At 59.7% G+C, this 16,391-nt stretch carries 15 protein-coding genes; 8 read left to right on the top strand and 7 right to left on the bottom strand.

Annotation, left to right across the window (positions count from 1 at the left end; translation table 11 throughout):
• Positions 1 to 4: 4 nt before the first annotated feature.
• The 4 genes from gyrB to dnaA all read right to left on the bottom strand — a co-directional run bounded on the left by gyrB (position 5) and on the right by dnaA (position 6,076).
• Positions 5 to 2,416, bottom strand: a complete 2,412-nt coding sequence (gene gyrB / locus VF684_RS14625) for a DNA topoisomerase (ATP-hydrolyzing) subunit B (RefSeq protein WP_005357188.1) — start codon at positions 2,414 to 2,416, stop codon at positions 5 to 7.
• Positions 2,413 to 3,516, bottom strand: coding sequence for a DNA replication/repair protein RecF (gene recF / locus VF684_RS14620; RefSeq protein ID WP_005339305.1), 1,104 nt, complete (start codon positions 3,514 to 3,516; stop codon positions 2,413 to 2,415). Before recF ends, gyrB begins: the two co-directional genes overlap by 4 nt.
• Positions 3,517 to 3,518: 2 nt before the next feature.
• Positions 3,519 to 4,622: a DNA polymerase III subunit beta gene (gene dnaN, locus VF684_RS14615; RefSeq protein ID WP_005339306.1), complete on the bottom strand. Its 1,104-nt coding sequence runs from the start codon at positions 4,620 to 4,622 to the stop codon at positions 3,519 to 3,521.
• Positions 4,623 to 4,705: 83 nt separating this feature from the next.
• The gene (gene dnaA, locus VF684_RS14610) at positions 4,706 to 6,076 is read right to left on the bottom strand and encodes a chromosomal replication initiator protein DnaA (RefSeq protein WP_005339307.1); all 1,371 of its coding nucleotides are present in this window, start codon (positions 6,074 to 6,076) and stop codon (positions 4,706 to 4,708) included.
• 311 nt (positions 6,077 to 6,387) lie between these two features.
• Between dnaA and VF684_RS14605 the strand changes: the two genes are divergently transcribed.
• The 8 genes from VF684_RS14605 to mnmE all read left to right on the top strand — a co-directional run bounded on the left by VF684_RS14605 (position 6,388) and on the right by mnmE (position 12,654).
• Positions 6,388 to 7,146 (top strand): amino acid ABC transporter substrate-binding protein, encoded by a 759-nt coding sequence (locus VF684_RS14605; RefSeq protein ID WP_019445519.1) that lies wholly within the window; start codon positions 6,388 to 6,390, stop codon positions 7,144 to 7,146.
• A complete protein-coding gene (locus tag VF684_RS14600) occupies positions 7,147 to 7,815 on the top strand; it encodes an amino acid ABC transporter permease (RefSeq protein WP_019445518.1) in 669 nt (222 codons plus the stop codon).
• Positions 7,816 to 7,827: 12 nt separating this feature from the next.
• Positions 7,828 to 8,562, top strand: a complete 735-nt coding sequence (locus tag VF684_RS14595) for an amino acid ABC transporter ATP-binding protein (protein ID WP_040068428.1) — start codon at positions 7,828 to 7,830, stop codon at positions 8,560 to 8,562.
• Between the two features lie 270 nt (positions 8,563 to 8,832).
• A complete protein-coding gene (gene rpmH, locus VF684_RS14590; protein WP_005307156.1) occupies positions 8,833 to 8,967 on the top strand; it encodes a 50S ribosomal protein L34 in 135 nt (44 codons plus the stop codon).
• Entirely contained in the window at positions 8,967 to 9,326 is a 360-nt protein-coding gene (gene rnpA, locus VF684_RS14585; RefSeq protein WP_005339313.1) for a ribonuclease P protein component, read from the top strand. The genes rpmH and rnpA overlap by 1 nt, the downstream gene beginning before the upstream one ends.
• Positions 9,293 to 9,541: a membrane protein insertion efficiency factor YidD gene (gene yidD / locus VF684_RS14580; protein WP_010672280.1), complete on the top strand. Its 249-nt coding sequence runs from the start codon at positions 9,293 to 9,295 to the stop codon at positions 9,539 to 9,541. The genes rnpA and yidD overlap by 34 nt, the downstream gene beginning before the upstream one ends.
• Positions 9,542 to 9,546: 5 nt before the next feature.
• On the top strand, positions 9,547 to 11,193 hold the full coding sequence (gene yidC / locus VF684_RS14575) for a membrane protein insertase YidC (RefSeq protein ID WP_201998719.1): 1,647 nt from the start codon (positions 9,547 to 9,549) through the stop codon (positions 11,191 to 11,193).
• Positions 11,194 to 11,292: 99 nt separating this feature from the next.
• The gene (mnmE, locus tag VF684_RS14570) at positions 11,293 to 12,654 is read left to right on the top strand and encodes a tRNA uridine-5-carboxymethylaminomethyl(34) synthesis GTPase MnmE (protein ID WP_019445516.1); all 1,362 of its coding nucleotides are present in this window, start codon (positions 11,293 to 11,295) and stop codon (positions 12,652 to 12,654) included.
• 73 nt (positions 12,655 to 12,727) lie between these two features.
• Here the strand turns inward: mnmE and fhuB are convergent, their stop codons facing one another.
• From fhuB to VF684_RS14555, 3 genes are read right to left on the bottom strand one after another with little or no spacing between them, the layout of a single operon-like run.
• Positions 12,728 to 14,710, bottom strand: a complete 1,983-nt coding sequence (gene fhuB / locus VF684_RS14565; RefSeq protein WP_139440390.1) for a Fe(3+)-hydroxamate ABC transporter permease FhuB — start codon at positions 14,708 to 14,710, stop codon at positions 12,728 to 12,730.
• Positions 14,707 to 15,591 (bottom strand): ABC transporter substrate-binding protein, encoded by an 885-nt coding sequence (locus tag VF684_RS14560; RefSeq protein WP_139440409.1) that lies wholly within the window; start codon positions 15,589 to 15,591, stop codon positions 14,707 to 14,709. The genes fhuB and VF684_RS14560 overlap by 4 nt, the downstream gene beginning before the upstream one ends.
• 34 nt (positions 15,592 to 15,625) lie before the next feature.
• Positions 15,626 to 16,390, bottom strand: a complete 765-nt coding sequence (locus VF684_RS14555) for an ATP-binding cassette domain-containing protein (protein ID WP_139440391.1) — start codon at positions 16,388 to 16,390, stop codon at positions 15,626 to 15,628.
• Position 16,391: the final 1 nt, after the last annotated feature.

Below are 16,391 nucleotides of genomic sequence, written 5' to 3'. Positions count from 1 at the left end.
CCGATTAGACGTCGAGGTTGGCCACGCGAAGGGCGTTGGTCTCGATAAAGTCACGACGGGGCTCAACGGCATCACCCATCAGGGTGGAGAAGAGCTGGTCAGCGCCGACGGCGTCGTCGATGGTGACGCGCAGCATGCGGCGGGCTTCCGGATCCATGGTGGTTTCCCACAGCTGGTCCGGGTTCATCTCACCCAGCCCTTTATAGCGCTGGATGTAGATGCCGCGCTTGCCTTCGCCCATCAGCCACTCGACGGCTTCCACGAAGTTGGCAACCGGTTTGACCTTCTCGCCACGCTTGATGAAACCACCTTCCTCGATCAGGTTGGCGATCTCCTTGCCCAGCGAAACCAACTGACGGTACTCACCGGATTGCAGGAAGTCGTAGCTGAGCGGGTATTCGCGATCGACCCCGTGCTGACGCACAACGGCGTGCGGCACGTACAGGCTGCGCTCTTCGTCACGACGAACCTGGATCTGGTACTGGATACCGTGGTTGCTCTCGTTGAGCACGGCTTCCATACCCTGACACCAGGCCAGCAGATCGCTCTCGCTGTTCAGCAGTGCTTCGTTCAACTCCGGCTGATAGATCAGCTGGGTCAGCACGGCTTCCGGCGCACGACGAGACATGCGGGTGATCAGGTGAGTCACCGAGCGGTGCTGGTTGACCAGACGCTCCAGCGCCTCGCCACCGATGGCCGGAGCAGACTCGTTGACGTGCAGGGTAGCACCATCCAGCGCCATGGCGGTCTGGTACTGCAGCAGCGCGTCTTCGTCTTTCAGGTACTGCTCCTGCTTGCCCTTCTTCACTTTATAGAGCGGCGGCTGGGCGATGTAGACGTAGCCACGTTCGATGATTTCCGGCATCTGACGATAGAAGAAGGTCAGCAGCAGAGTTCGGATGTGCGCACCATCGACGTCCGCATCGGTCATGATGATGATGTTGTGATAACGCAGCTTGTCCGGGTTGTACTCGTCGCGACCGATACCGCAGCCCAGTGCGGTGATCAGGGTGCCCACCTCTTGCGAGGAGATCATCTTGTCGAAACGGGCCTTCTCTACGTTCAGGATCTTGCCCTTGAGCGGCAGGATGGCCTGGTTCTTACGGTTGCGACCCTGCTTGGCGGAACCGCCAGCAGAGTCCCCTTCCACTATGTAGAGTTCGGAGAGAGCCGGGTCTTTTTCCTGACAGTCAGCCAGCTTGCCGGGCAGACCGGCGATATCCAGCGCGCCTTTGCGGCGAGTCAGTTCGCGAGCTTTGCGGGCCGCTTCACGGGCACGGGCCGCATCGATGATCTTGTTGACCACGATCTTGGCATCGCCCGGGTTTTCCAGCAGGAAGTCGGCCAGCTTCTCACCCATCGCCTGTTCAACGGCGGTCTTCACTTCGGAAGAGACCAGCTTGTCCTTGGTCTGGGAGGAGAACTTGGGATCCGGCACCTTGACGGAGATAACGGCAATCAGACCTTCACGCACGTCGTCGCCACTGGCGGCAGACTTGGCCTTCTTGCTGTAGTCCTCTTTGTCCATATAGGAGTTCAGAGTACGGGTCAGCGCGGTACGGAAGCCAACGAGGTGAGTACCACCATCCCGCTGCGGGATGTTGTTGGTGAAGCAGTAGACCCCTTCCTGATAAGCGTCGTTCCACTGCATCGCCACTTCAACGCCAATACCATCCTGCTCGGTGGTGAAATGGAACACCTTCGGGTGGATCGGGGTCTTGTTCTGGTTCAGGTACTCAACGAATGCCTTGATGCCACCCTCGTAGCAGAAATGCGCCTCGCGGCCATCACGCTCGTCTTGCAGACGGATGGAGACACCGGAGTTGAGGAAGGAGAGCTCGCGCAGGCGCTTGGCCAGGATCTCGTAATGGAACAGGGTATCGCTGAAAATGGCAGGGCTCGGCCAGAAGCGAACTTCGGTACCGGTGCCGGTGCTGTCGCCAATCTGCTTGAGCGGCGCCTGCGGCTCACCCAGATGATAGGTCTGCTCGTAGACGTGGCCGTTACGACGAATGGTCAGCAACAGCTTGTCAGAGAGGGCGTTAACGACGGAGACACCCACGCCGTGCAGGCCGCCGGATACCTTGTAGGAGTTGTCATCGAACTTACCGCCAGCGTGCAGCACGGTCATGATGACCTCTGCGGCGGAGCGGCCCTCCTCCTCGTGCATGTCTACCGGGATACCCCGACCATTGTCACGCACAGAGACAGAACCGTCGGAATGGATCTTGACCAGAATATCGGAGCAGTAGCCAGCAAGCGCCTCGTCAATGGAGTTATCGACGACCTCGAACACCATGTGGTGCAGACCCGAGCCATCATCCGTATCGCCGATATACATCCCCGGGCGCTTGCGGACCGCATCCAGGCCCTTCAGCACCTTGATATTCGAGGAGTCGTAAGTATTTTCACTCATAGCTTACTCTCTGCCTTCTCTAACGTTTCGGAGATTTTACCCTGTTCCACGTGGAACAACTTACAGTCATTCGCATCCATCATGTCTGCGAGCTGACCGGTGTCGATGGCGGTGATAAACACCTGGGACGCACACTGCTTCAGCCTTGCGGCCAGCAAGCGGCGCTTGTCGACATCCAGTTCAGAGGCAAAATCGTCAATTAAAAAAATACAGCCACGGCTGCTATGTTGATTCAAATAGAGCCCTTGGGCCAGTCGCATGGCGCAGACCAGCAACTTCAGCTGACCCCGGGACAAAATATCCTGAGCGGGTACCCCGTTCGCCTTGAGGCGCACATCGGCTTTCTGTGGACCGACACCGGTATAGCCCAGCGCCCGATCCCGCTCAAACCCCGCCTCCAGCAGATCGCCGAGGGGAGTATCTTTCTCCCAGCCCCGGTAAAAGCCGAGACTGATATCAAATTCCGGCAGAAAATCCGCCGTCATCTCCTTGATCAGGGGCGTAATGGCCTGACAATAACTGGCGCGAAACTCGGCCAGCTCACCCCCCAGCCGCACCAATTCCTGATCCCAGAATGCCAGCTGGCGGTACTGGGTGCTCTGGCGCAATAGCGCATTGCGCTGTTTCAGCAGCCGACGCACTCGCCCCCACAGGGCAAAGAAGGTCGGCTCCTGATGGAAGACACCCCAATCGAGCCAAGCGCGGCGAGCCTGAGGCCCGCCCGTCAGCAGGTTGAAGCCATCGGGATGGATCAACTGCACCGGCAACAGCTCCGCCAAATCGGCCAGCCGCTGGGCCTGCGCCCCGGCAATCTTGAGCTGGGTCTCGCCACTCTTGTCTTTGGCAAGACCGATCGGTACCTGACGCCCCTCCAGTTCACACTGGGCAAACAGGGTAAACGCCCTCTCCCCCTGGCGGATGACCCGCCCGGTCAAATGAGTGCGAAAGGAGCGCCCCAGACCAAGGTAGTGAATGGCTTCCAGCACGCTGGTCTTGCCGCTGCCATTGCACCCGACCAGAATGTTGAGGCCGGGCGACAGCTTGAGACTGGCTTGCTGGATATTGCGAAAGTCGCTGAGCTGGAGTTTGACCAGGGACACGACTAGATCCGCATCGGCATCACCACGTACTGAGCATCCTGATGTTCAAAATCCTCAATAATGGCACTGCTGATGGAATCGCTCAGGCTAATCCGAATTTGGTCACATTTTAACGTATTCAGCACGTCGAGCACATAAGAGACGTTAAAGCCGATCTCCATCTCGCCAGCGGCATATTGTACGTCAAGCAGCTCTTCGGCTTCTTCCTGTTCCGGGTTGTTGGCGGTGATGCGCAGCAGGTTTTCCTGCAGATTGAGACGCACCCCACGGAATTTCTCGTTGGAGAGGATGGCGGCACGGGCAAACGCCTGACGCAGATCCTCACGGCCGGCGATCAGCGCCTTGTCGCTGTTGCGCGGAATGACGCGGCGCCAGTCCGGGAAGCGGCCATCCACCAGCTTGGAGGTGAAGATGAAGCCGTCCAGCGCAGCCCGCAGGTTGCTGCGACCGATCTGCAGACGTACCGGCTTGTCTTCCGCTTCCAGCAGACGCACCAGCTCCAGTACCCCTTTGCGCGGCAGGATAACCTGATGATCGGGCAGCGATTCCCCAACTACCTCGCGGCGGCAGGTAGCCAGACGGTGGCCGTCGGTCGCCACGGTGCGCAGACCGTGACCTTCGCTCTCGAACAGCATACCGTTCAGGTAGTAACGAACATCCTGGCTGGCCATGGAGAACTGGGTCGCATCGATCAGCTTCTTCAGCTCCAGCTGGCTGATATCGAACTCGAGCACGGATTCCCAATCCTCGATGTTCGGATACTCGGTCGCCGGCAGGGTCGAGAGGTTGAAGCGGGAACGACCGGAGCGGATGATCAGGCGCTCGCCTTCGGTATTGAGACGGATCTCGGCGCCTTCCGGCAGACCACGGCAGATATCCAGCAGCTTGCGCGCCGGTACTGTGGTGCGGCCATCTTCGCTGGCCCCGTTCAGATAGACCTGACCGATCATCTCTACTTCGAGATCGGTACCGGTCAGTGACAGCAGACCGTTGCTGACATCAAGCAGCACGTTGCCGAGGATCGGCAGGGTCGGTCGGCCGCCGAGGGCGCCGGACACCAGTTGCAGAGGACGTAACAGGGCCTCACGGCTAATTTCGAGCTGCATCTGTGCTCTCCGTTGTGATTAGGAGGAAAAGATTCGGATCAGGTTGGAATATTCGCGCTGCATCTGTCCACTCGATTCCGTTATCAGGAAGAAAGGGTACGGATCAGGTTGGAATAGTCCTCCTTGATGTCATGACTCTCCTCCTTCAGCTGCTCGATTTTTCGGCAAGCATGAAGAACGGTAGTGTGGTCACGGCCACCAAAGGCATCACCTATCTCCGGCAAACTGTGGTTGGTCAGCTCCTTGGCCAACGCCATCGCCAACTGGCGCGGACGGGCAACGGAGCGGGAACGACGCTTGGAGAGCAGATCCGCCAGCTTGATCTTGTAGTACTCCGCCACCGTCTTCTGGATATTGTCGATGGTGACCAGCTTCTCCTGCAGTGCCAACAGGTCGCGCAGCGCTTCGCGCACGAAATCGATGTTGATGGCACGGCCGGTGAAGTTGGCGTTGGCGATCACCCGGTTGAGGGCGCCTTCCAGTTCACGGACGTTGGATCGCAGACGCTTGGCAATGAAGAAGGCCACTTCGTCCGGCAGATGGATCTGGTTCTCGTCTGCCTTGCGCATCAGGATCGCGACGCGGGTCTCCAGCTCCGGCGGTTCGATCGCCACGGTCAGGCCCCAGCCGAAGCGGGACTTGAGGCGATCCTCGACACCGTTGATCTCCTTCGGATAGCGATCCGAGGTCAGAATGATCTGCTGGTTACCTTCCAGCAAGGCATTGAAGGTATGGAAGAACTCCTCTTGGGAGCGCTCCTTGTTGGCGAAGAACTGGATGTCATCGATGAGCAGGGCATCGACGCTGCGGTAGTAACGCTTGAACTCTTCAATGGCGTTATTTTGCAGCGCTTTCACCATGTCCTGAACAAACCGCTCGGAGTGCATATAGATGACTTTGGCATCTTTTTTACTCTCCTTGATGGCATTGCCAACGGCGTGCAGCAGGTGGGTTTTACCAAGGCCAGTGCCGCCATAGAGGAACAGCGGGTTGTAAGCACCACCCGGATTGTCAGCTACCTGACGGGCAGCCGCACGCGCCAACTGGTTGGACTTACCCTCGACGAAATTCTCGAAGGTATAGTTCACGTTGGTATTGCTCTTGTGGTTCGGCTCGGGCTTGGCTTCAGCCTTGCTTTCCCAGCTCTTCTGCAAGTTATTCACAGGCGCGGCACCCTGTACCGGCGCTCTGGCGACAGCAACAGGATGGGGACGATTGCCTATATCAAAACGCAGGGCAGGGCCGTCGACCCCGCAGAGTTCGTTGATGATGCCGTTAACCCGGATGAGATACTTGTCTCGTACCCAGTCCAGAACAAAGCGATTCGGTGCATACAGGGTCAGAGTATTGTCACTCAACTCCGCTTGAAGCGGCCGGATCCACATGCTGAATTCTGCCGAGGGCAACTCATCTTGCAGCCGGTTAAGGCACTGCTGCCATAGCGAAGCAGTCACTCTAAACTCCTGTCGATTGATTAACTAAAGACCGGCTATTCTACGTTTTTAGCCGCCGGATCTCCAGCCATCGCCCGGTGGATCCAGCAAATAAGATCCTTGACTTTCAAGGATCCAGCGCCTTTGGATCGGATTTCATCCCCAAAGTTACCCACAGCTTGATCCACCGTCCGGATTGGTCGATCCCGTGCTTCTCTCCTGTTATTTCATATAACCAAATGTCATTTATTTTTTAAATTTTATTCCAATAACATCAGGGCCAAACCAGTTATTACAACTACAAATACAAGACATTGAGAGAGAGAAACACCATGAAAACATCCATCAAACTGATTTCCGGCGCAGCCATCCTGCTCGCCACCCTGTCCGGTCAGGCCATCGCCCAGGAGACCATCAAGGTCGGCATGTCTGGCAAATATTTCCCGTTCACCTTCGTCAAGCAGGACAAGCTGCAGGGCTTTGAAGTGGATATGTGGAACCAGATCGGAGAGCGCACCGGCTACAAGGTCGAATTCGTGACCGCCAGCTTCTCCGGCCTGTTTGGCATGCTGGAAACCGGCCGCATCGACACCATCTCCAACCAGATCACCATCACCGACGAGCGCAAGGCGAAGTACGACTTCTCCCAGCCTTACGTCTATGACGGCGCCCAGATCGTGGTACGCAAGGGCAACAGCACCATCCACGGTATCAAGGATCTGGAAGGCAAGAGCGTTGCCGTGAACCTGGGTTCCAACTTCGAAGAGCTGCTGCGCAAGAACGACCCGAACAAGAAGATCGATATCCGCACCTATGACTCCGCCTTCGAGCAGGATGTTGCCCTGGGTCGCATCGATGCCTTCGTGATGGACCGCGTCTCCACCGCCCAGCTGATCAAAGAGTCCAAGCTGCCGCTGCAACAGGCTGGCGCACCGTTCGAGACTATCGAGAACGCCCTGCCCTTCCTGAAGACCCCGGAGAAACAGGCGCTGCTGAAGAAGGTCGACGAGGCCCTGACTGCCATGCGCAAGGATGGCTCCCTGCGTCAGATCTCCGAGAAATGGTTCGCTTCCGACATCACCGACAAATAAATGATGGAATTTGACCTCGAATACACGCTGGGGCTGTTTCCCATCCTGCTCAAATACCTGGGCACCACGATGGAAATGGCCCTGTGGGGATTCGTGCTGGCACTCGTACTCTCGCTGGCCCTGGCGATAGTACGGGTGTTTCGCGTCCCTGCGATTCACTGGCTGGCGATGCTCTATATCTCGTTCTTTCGGGGTACACCGCTACTCGTTCAGCTGTTCCTGCTCTACTACGGATTGCCGCAACTGTTCCCGATCTTCGTGGGAATGGATGCCTTTACCGCCGCCATCGTCGGTCTGACCCTGCACTTCGCCGCCTATATGGCTGAGTCGATCCGCGCAGCCATCCTCGGCATTCACAAAAGCCAGATGGAAGCGGCGCTCAGTATCGGCATGAGCCGTTATCAGGCGATGCAGCGGATCATCCTGCCGCAGGCGGCCCGCATCGCCACCCCGTCGCTGATGAACTACTTCATCGACATGATCAAGAGCACCTCGCTGGCGTTCACCCTGGGAGTGGCCGAGATCATGGGCAAAGCGCAGATGGAAGCCTCCTCCTCCTTCAAGTTCTTCGAGAGCTTTATGGCGGTGGCGCTGATCTACTGGGTGGTGGTGATCTTCTTTACCCGCTTGCAGCATCTGCTGGAAGTCCGTCTCAACCGTGCCTATTAAAGGAGGGCGTTCATGATCAAGCTAACCGGCCTCTCCAAGGCATATCACGGCAATCAGGTGCTCAACGGTATCGATCTGGAAGTAAAAAAGGGGGAAATTGTCGTCATCATCGGCCCCTCCGGCACCGGCAAATCGACCCTGTTGCGCTGCCTGAACCTGCTGGAGACCCCGGATGCGGGCACCCTTGCCATCGACGATCTCAAGCTGAATCTGGCCAAGGCCAGCGAACAGCAGGCGATCGAGCTGCGCAAACGGGCCTCCTTCGTGTTCCAGAATTATGCCCTGTTTGCCAACAAGACGGCGCTCGACAACATCGCCGAAGGGCTGATCACCGTCTGGAAGCAGCCAAAAGCGGAGGCCCGCGCCACAGCGCTCGGCATCCTCAAGGACATTGGCCTCGCCGACAAGCAGGATGCCTATCCGGCCTCCCTCTCCGGCGGCCAACAACAACGAGTCGGCATTGGCCGCGCCATGGCGGCCCACTCCAAGGTGATCCTGTTTGATGAGCCCACCTCGGCCCTCGATCCCGAGTGGGTCGACGAGGTTTTGGGGTTGATGAAGGAGTTGGCCCGCCAGCACCAGACTATGGTGGTGGTGACTCATGAGATTGAATTTGCTCGTGATGTTGCCGATCGGGTGATCTTCATGGAAGGAGGGCGGATCGTCGAGCAGGGCCCGCCGGATCAGATATTGGTCGATCCCAAGGATCCCCGTACCCGGGAGTTCTTGCGGAAAGTCCTTAAATAGCTCTCTCTTTGGCGGCCTGGCCGCCTTTTTTATTGAGGGATCCCTTGTTTAACCCCGGGTTGCCAGTATAATCCGGAGCCCTTGATCCTCTGGATCCTCACGCTCGGCAGCGGCCTTTTCAAGACCACGGCAGGATGAGAAGGAACGGCGGATTGACTAAAAGCCGAACTCTGTTTAGAATTCGGCCTCTTTTGCTAGTCGTCACACGCTATAGCTGGCGCGTCGGCTAAGTGTGACAATCAAAACTGTACAGAAATACGGAATCGAATCATGAAACGTACTTTTCAACCGTCCAACCTGAAGCGCAAGCGCTCTCACGGTTTCCGCGCCCGCATGGCAACTGCCAACGGTCGTAAAGTTCTGGCCGCTCGTCGTGCCAAGGGTCGTGCCCGTCTGGTAGTTTAATGCCTACCCAGCACACCTTCTCTCGGGAGTTACGTCTGTTAACTCCCGAACACTTCAAACGCGTTTTCGCCGAGCCTGTCCGGGCTGCTTCCCCGCAAATTACGCTTCTCGCCTGCCCCAATTCACTCGAACACTCTCGTCTTGGTCTCGCTGTGCCTAAAAAAGCACTCAAGCGTGCCGTCTGGCGTAACCGTGTCAAACGGGTGGTCCGGGAAAGTTTCCGCCTCAAACAACATCAGCTGCCCGCTATCGACATCGTGGTGATCGCCAAGGCCGGTGTGAAAGAGATGGATAACGAGGAACTGTTCAAGTTACTGGAAAAGCTATGGCGCACTCTGTCACGCCGTTGCAATGGGTAGCTATCAAACTGATACGCCTGTATCAGCTAATCATTAGCCCTCTGCTCGGGCCGCGCTGCCGTTTTACTCCAACTTGTTCCCAATTTGCGATAGAAGCCATCCGACTTCACGGTTTCATAAAAGGCGTTTGGTTAGCTAGCAAACGTCTATTAAAATGCCATCCCTTATCCGAGGGTGGTTATGACCCGGTTCCGCAACCAAAGCGAAGAAACTGAAGACTATGGAATCACAACGCAATCTACTCCTGATCGGTTTGCTGTTCGTGAGCTTTCTGCTCTGGCAACAGTGGGAGTCCGACAAGGCTCCGAAGCCGGCCCCGACTACCGTGGCCCAAACCGAACATTTCGTACCTGAAGCCGGTCAGACCGGTGATATTCCTCAGGTTTCCGAGCAAGCCAACGCGACTGCTGCACGCAAGCTGATCACCGTCTCCTCTGACGTGCTCAAGCTGACCCTGGATACCCAGGGTGGTGACGTCGTGTCTGCTGAACTGCTGTCTCACAAACTGGAAGAGGGCAAGGACCAACCGTTCGTGCTGCTGACCAGCAAGCCTGAGCACCTCTATATCGCCCAGAGCGGTCTGGTGGGTCGCAACGGTCCGGACAGTCAGGCCGAAGGTCGTCCTACCTATGAAGCCGCCCAGACCAGCTATCAGCTGGCCGATGGTCAGGATCAAGTCGTCGTTCCGATGACCTGGACCGACAGCAAGGGCGTGGTCTTCACCAAGGAGTTCATCCTCAAGCGTGGCGACTATGCCGTTGGCGTTGATTACAAGATCGACAACAAATCTGCCGAGCCGGTTCAGGTGCAGTTCTATGGTCAGCTGAAGCAGACCGTAGCCACACCGAAGGATCAGGAAGGTCATGCCATGGTAGCCAGCGCTTACCGTGGTGGTGCCTTCTCCACTGAAGATACCCGCTACAAGAAGTACACCTTCGACGAGATGAAGGATGCCGACCTGAACAAGACCACCAAGGGTGGTTGGGTCGCCATGCTGCAACACTACTTCGTCTCTGCCTGGGCTCCGAATGCCGACGATACCAACAGCTTCTACAGCCGCGTGATCCCGGGCAAAGGCCAGGCCATCATCGGTTACAAGGCGCCGCAGGTTGACGTGGCTGCCGGCCAACAGGCCGAAGTGACCAGCAAGCTGTGGGTCGGTCCCAAGCTGCAAGACCAGATGGCCAAGGTGGCTAACCACCTCGACCTGACCGTCGACTACGGCTGGCTGTGGTTCATCGCCCAACCGCTGCACTGGCTGCTGACCGTGTTCCACGGTTTCGTCCAGAACTGGGGTCTGGCCATCATCATGCTGACCCTGCTGGTACGCGGCATCATGTTCCCGCTGACCAAGGCCCAGTACACCTCCATGGCCAAGATGCGCATGCTGCAACCCAAGATTGCGGCCCTGCGTGAGCGCTTCGGCGATGACCGCCAGAAGATGTCTCAGGGCATGATGGAGCTGTACAAGAAGGAGAAGGTCAACCCGCTGGGTGGCTGCCTGCCGATCCTGGTTCAGATGCCGATCTTCATCGCCCTCTACTGGGCACTGATGGAATCCGTTGAACTGCGTCACGCGCCGTTTGCCCTGTGGATCACTGACCTGTCAGTGAAGGACCCCTTCTTCGTGCTGCCAATCCTCATGGGTGCCTCCATGTGGTATCTGCAGAAGATGAGCCCGACCACCGTAACCGACCCGATGCAGCAGAAAGTGATGCAGTTCATGCCGATCATCTTCACTTTCATGTTCCTCTGGTTCCCGGCTGGCCTGACTCTCTACTGGCTGGTGAGCAACGTCATCTCCATCATCCAGCAGACCATCATCTATCGTCAGCTGGAGAAGAAAGGACTGCATTCACGCAGCTAATCTTCCCGTGATGACAAAAGAGGCGGCCTTCGGGCCGCCTTTTTTATTACAATGTCTCCCACTACGTTTTCCTATCAGCGAACAAACGAGCCAAGCAAGATGACAACAGATACGATCGTGGCCCAGGCCACCGCGCCAGGCCGTGGTGGCGTCGGCATAGTCCGGGTCTCCGGCCCCGCCGCCGAACAGGTCGCCGGGATAGTGCTCGGCAAGCTCCCGCGGGTGCGCTACGCCGAATATCTGCCGTTCAAGGATGAGCAAGGCCAGGTACTGGATCAGGGCATAGCCCTGCTGTTCAAAGCCCCCAACAGCTTCACCGGCGAGGATGTGCTGGAGCTGCAGGGCCACGGCGGCCCCGTCATCATGGACATGCTGATCCGCCGCATTCTGAAAATCGATGGCATCCGCCCTGCCCGCCCCGGCGAGTTCAGCGAGCGCGCCTTCATCAACGACAAGCTGGATCTGGCCCAGGCCGAAGCTATCGCTGACCTTATTGAAGCCTCCAGCGAACAGGCCGCCCGCAGCGCCATGCACTCCCTGCAGGGGCAGTTCTCCAGCAAAATCCAGCAACTGGTGGAGAGCCTGATCCGGCTGCGCATCTACGTGGAAGCGGCCATCGACTTCCCGGACGAGGAGATCGACTTCCTCTCCGACGGCAAGGTGGCGGGCGACCTCTACGCCATCATGTCCGAGCTGGACGACGTGCGCGGGGAAGCCAAACAGGGCGCGCTGCTGCGGGAAGGGATGAAGGTGGTGATCGCCGGTCGTCCCAACGCCGGCAAATCGAGCCTGCTCAACGCTTTGGCAGGGCGCGAGTCAGCCATCGTCACCGAGATTGCCGGTACCACCCGCGACGTGCTGCGCGAGCACATCCATCTCGATGGCATGCCGCTGCACATCATCGACACAGCCGGTCTGCGCGACACTCAGGACAAGGTGGAGCAGATCGGTATCGAACGCGCCTGGGCCGAGATCGAACAGGCCGACCGGGTGCTGTTTATGGTGGATGGCACCACCACAGATGCGGTTGACCCGCGGGAGATCTGGCCGGAATTTGTTGATCGGTTGCCAAAAAACATCGGCCTCACCGTCATTCGCAACAAGGCCGACCTGACCGGCGAGGATCTGGCACCGAGTCAGGAGCAGGGCCATGCCGTCTACCGCATCTCCGCCAAGACCGAGCTGGGGCTGCCCGCCCTGCGCGAGCACCTGAAAGCCTGCATGGGCTTCCAGGGCAACACCGAAGGGGGCTTTATGGCCCGTCGCCGCCATCTGGATGCGCTGGAGCGCGCCGCCGAGCGCCTGCTGGTGGCCAAGGAGCAGCTGGAAGTGTTCGTGGCCGGTGAGCTGGTGGCCGAAGAGTTGCGCCTAGCGCAGGAGTCCCTCTCCGAGATCACCGGCGAATTCAGCTCCGACGATCTGCTGGGCCGTATCTTCTCCAGCTTCTGCATCGGCAAGTAACTCTCCGCACAGCAGGCAACAAAAAGCCCGGGTTCATCCCGGGCTTTTTGTTGTGCGTTTTTTGTCCGCAAACCTAGAGGCGACGCAGGCACCACATGAAGTAAGCGCCCCCTAACAGGGTGGAGACCAGCCCGACCGGCACCTCCTGCGGGAAGAGGATCTGCTGGCCGACCCAGTCCGCCGACACCATCAACAGGGCGCCGGAAGCGGCGGCCCCAAGCAGGTGCCAGCGAGCCCGCACCAGCCCCATCAGCTTGGCCATATGCGGTGCCAACAGACCGACGAACGAGAGCGGCCCGACCACCAGGGTGGCACTGGCGGTGAGCACGGCCACCAGCAGCAGGATGGCGAGCTGGGCACGGTTGAGGCGAATGCCCAGCGCGGTCGCCACCGCACTCCCCATTGGCAGCAGATCGAGCCAGCGGCTCACCAGCAGGCAGGCGGCCAGCATCAACAGCGCCAGCCCCACCAGCCCATAGGCCACCGGCAGGGTGACGTAGTAGGTGGAGCCGGACATCCAGGAAAGCAGTTGCTGCACCCGCATGTCGCCGTTGGCTAGCGCGATGGCCTGCAGCGGCTCAAACAACGCCGTGATGGCGATACCTGAGAGCAGGATCCGCTCCGGCTGGAAGCCGTGCTTGCGATTGACCACCACCAGCAGCAACAGGCAGCCGAAGGCACCGAGCAGGCCACCGACCAGCATCAGCGGCAGGGGCAATGCAGGCAGCAACAGCGCCGTCGCTATCACCCCCATAAAGGTGCCGCCGCTCACCCCCAGCAGCTCCGGACTCGCCATAGGATTGTTGCTGACCCGCTGCAACAGAGTGCCCGCCAGCGCCAATAGTACGCCAGCCGCCCCCGCCGCCAGAGTGCGCGGCAGCCGCCACTCCAGCTGGGCCTGCCAGCGGAGCCAGCTTGGCCAGCTCCAGCCCGTCACTCCCTGACCAAACAGCAGGGAGGCGACCATGGCCAGCAGCAGCCCGACCAGCAACAGGCCAATAAGGCGAGCCGGAGCCGGATGGCGAGCCACCAGCAGGCCGGCGTTAGCCTTCGGCGTACCCGACTTGATACCCAGGCGCGGGATCAGCCAGAGCAGCAGCGGCGCCCCCAGCAGGGCGGTCATGGCACCGGTGGGGATCAAGACTGGCCAGAAGCGGCTCAGGCTCTGCAGCAGCAGATCGGTGGCCGCCAACAGCAGGGCGCCGAGGATCGGTGCCCACAGCAGCCGCTGGCCAAGCTGGCGGATCCCGAGCAGCCGCACCATGGCCGGTGCGGCCAGCCCGATAAAGCCGATCAGCCCCACCACGCTCACCACGCAAGCAGTGACAAATACCGCCAAGCCAAGCCCCGCCAGTCGCAAGTGTTGGAGGGAGACCCCAAGACTGCGGGCGCTGGCATCATCCAACTCCAGCACTGCCAGCGGGCGCACCAGCACAGCGGCCAGCACCGCAGCTGCCAGCAGGCGGGGTAACAGGTAACTCACCCCGCTCCAGCTGTTCTGCACTAGCGAGCCACTGCCCCACACCAGCAAGCCTTTCAGCTCCTCCTGAAAGAACAGCAAGAGCCCCATGCTGATGGCCGCCAGATAGAGGTTGATCACCAGCCCGGCAAAGACGATGACCACCGGATTGAGCTGGCGACGCCAGGCCAGGGCAAACACCAGTGCCATCGCGAGGCTGCCACCGGCCATGGCGATCCACTCCCACCCCAACAGCAACCAGGAGGGGGCAAACAGGGTCACCATCATCAACGCCAGTTGGGCACCGGAGGCCACCCCCAAGGTGGTCGGTGACGCGAGCGGGTTGCGCAGCACCTGCTGCATCAGGGTGCCCGCCAGCCCGAGCGCCGCCCCGGCCAGCAGGGTGACAGCCAAGCTGGGCAGCCAGCTGAAATGCACCACTGCTTGGCTGACGTCATTAAGATTGGGGGCGAAGAGGCTCTGCCACCAGAGCGCACCGGGCAGCTGGCGAGCCAGCTCCCAATACGCGAGCGAGAGGGTCAACCCCAGCAGGATCGAGACCGGCCGCAGCAGCGGCGATGTGAGCAGTCGCTTCATCGGCTCGCCTCCATACGCTGGGCATCTTGCAGCAATGCATCGCTGAGCAGACCGGCGAAACGGCGGGCGGCAAGTACGCCGCCAAAACTCCAGACCGCAGGCAGATGCAGCACGGGCGCCTGCCGTACCAGCGGCAGATGCTGCCACAGCCCAGGCTCCTGCAGCCGTTCGCTCACCCCTACCGGGATGGGATCGACCACCACCAGCCGCGCGGTTGGCAAGGTCATGAACTGCTCGATGCTGACCACCGAGAACCCCCAGTCATTGGTCTGCTCCTGCCAGCCATTGCGCAGGCCGAGCCGCGTCATCACCGCATCGAACAGGCTGTGGCGACCAAACACCCGCACATGGCGCTCATCGATAAACTGCACCACCAGCAGGGGCGGCAGATCCGCAGGCAATCTGGCCTGCATACTGGCCAGTTCCTGATCCAGCCCGGCCAGCAGCCGTTCGCCCTCGGCGGTTTTGCCCACCATACGGGCGAGGGTCAGGGTCACCTCGTGCAGTCTCTGCCACAGATCGGTTTGCCCATCATAGAGGGCAATGGTGCTCACCGGCGCGATGCGGGAAAGAGTTGGTGCCAGCGGAGCCGCCAGCGGCGAGATGAGGATGCGATCGGGTTTGAGCTCCACCAGCAGCTCGCGGTTGGGTTGGGTGCGCAGGCCGATATCCACCACCTCGGCGGGTAGCCGTGGCTCGCCGACCCATGCCTGATAGGGGCCTGCATCCCCCACCGCCAGCGGCGTCACCCCGAGCGCCAGCAAGGTTTCGGCAATGGTCCAGTCGACAGTGGCGATACGGGGTAGCGGTGCAGAGGCGATCGGGGATGTTTCGGCCTGCGCCGCAAGTGGCAGCAGCAGGCTAATAAGGCAGGGTGCCATCTTCTTCAATAAACGGTTCAAGAGAGCCCCCCGGTCAGACGATGGCGATGGGATGAGCATGAGCCGGGTGGCGAATGACCTCCATCGGAATGCCATAGATGGCGTGCAGGGTCTCACTGGTCATGAGCCCCTCAGGTTCGCCGTGGGTAAGCAGGCGGCCGGAGTGGAGCGCCACCAACCGATCACAGAAGCGGGAGGCCATATTGATGTCGTGAATGACGATGATGACCCCAAGGTTGAGCTGACGGCTCAACTGCTTGACCAGCGTCAGCACCTCCACCTGATGGGCCACATCCAGCGCAGCCAGCGGCTCGTCCAGCAGGATGAAGCGGCTCTCCTGAGCCAGCAGCATCGCCAGCCAGACCCGCCCCCGCTCGCCGCCGGAGAGGGTATCCACCAGCCGATCGGCAAAGCGTTCGGTATGGGTAAGGGCGATGGCCCGCTCGACCTGACAGTGATCCTCCGCCCCCATCCGGCCCAGCAGGCCGCGCCAGGGATAGCGGCCCATCTCCACCAGCTCCCGCCCGAGCAGATTCTCGGCGCTCGGCAAATGCTGGGGCAGATAGGCCACCTGACGGGCAAACTCCCGATTGCCCCAGTCGGGCAGCGGCTTGCCATCGAACAGGATCTCGCCGTCGCTGAGGGGTTGCTGGCGTGCCAGCAGCTTGAGCAGGGTCGATTTGCCCGACCCATTGTGGCCGATGAGGCCATAGACCTGTCCCTGCTCGAAACGCAGGTCGGTGGGGTGCAGCAGCGTGCGGTCATTGACCGTGAAGCTGGCTGATTTCATCTCGAACATA

This window comes from Aeromonas sp. Lyrl_2, assembly GCF_051948815.1.
GTDB classification, from domain to species: Bacteria; Pseudomonadota; Gammaproteobacteria; order Enterobacterales; family Aeromonadaceae; genus Aeromonas; species Aeromonas veronii.
The sequence above is the reverse complement of the archived record's forward strand: the minus strand, read 5'-3'. Positions and strand labels throughout refer to the sequence as shown.

Coding starts and splice junctions, on each gene's coding strand:
- gyrB (WP_005357188.1), bottom strand. CDS start 2,416: ATGAGTGAAAATACTTACGACTCCTCGAATATCAAGGTGCTGAAGGGC.
- dnaN (WP_005339306.1), bottom strand. CDS start 4,622: ATGCAGCTCGAAATTAGCCGTGAGGCCCTGTTACGTCCTCTGCAACTG.
- VF684_RS14605 (WP_019445519.1), top strand. CDS start 6,388: ATGAAAACATCCATCAAACTGATTTCCGGCGCAGCCATCCTGCTCGCC.
- VF684_RS14600 (WP_019445518.1), top strand. CDS start 7,147: ATGATGGAATTTGACCTCGAATACACGCTGGGGCTGTTTCCCATCCTG.
- VF684_RS14595 (WP_040068428.1), top strand. CDS start 7,828: ATGATCAAGCTAACCGGCCTCTCCAAGGCATATCACGGCAATCAGGTG.
- rpmH (WP_005307156.1), top strand. CDS start 8,833: ATGAAACGTACTTTTCAACCGTCCAACCTGAAGCGCAAGCGCTCTCAC.
- rnpA (WP_005339313.1), top strand. CDS start 8,967: ATGCCTACCCAGCACACCTTCTCTCGGGAGTTACGTCTGTTAACTCCC.
- yidD (WP_010672280.1), top strand. CDS start 9,293: ATGGCGCACTCTGTCACGCCGTTGCAATGGGTAGCTATCAAACTGATA.
- yidC (WP_201998719.1), top strand. CDS start 9,547: ATGGAATCACAACGCAATCTACTCCTGATCGGTTTGCTGTTCGTGAGC.
- mnmE (WP_019445516.1), top strand. CDS start 11,293: ATGACAACAGATACGATCGTGGCCCAGGCCACCGCGCCAGGCCGTGGT.
- fhuB (WP_139440390.1), bottom strand. CDS start 14,710: ATGAAGCGACTGCTCACATCGCCGCTGCTGCGGCCGGTCTCGATCCTG.
- VF684_RS14560 (WP_139440409.1), bottom strand. CDS start 15,591: ATGGCACCCTGCCTTATTAGCCTGCTGCTGCCACTTGCGGCGCAGGCC.
- VF684_RS14555 (WP_139440391.1), bottom strand. CDS start 16,390: ATGTTCGAGATGAAATCAGCCAGCTTCACGGTCAATGACCGCACGCTG.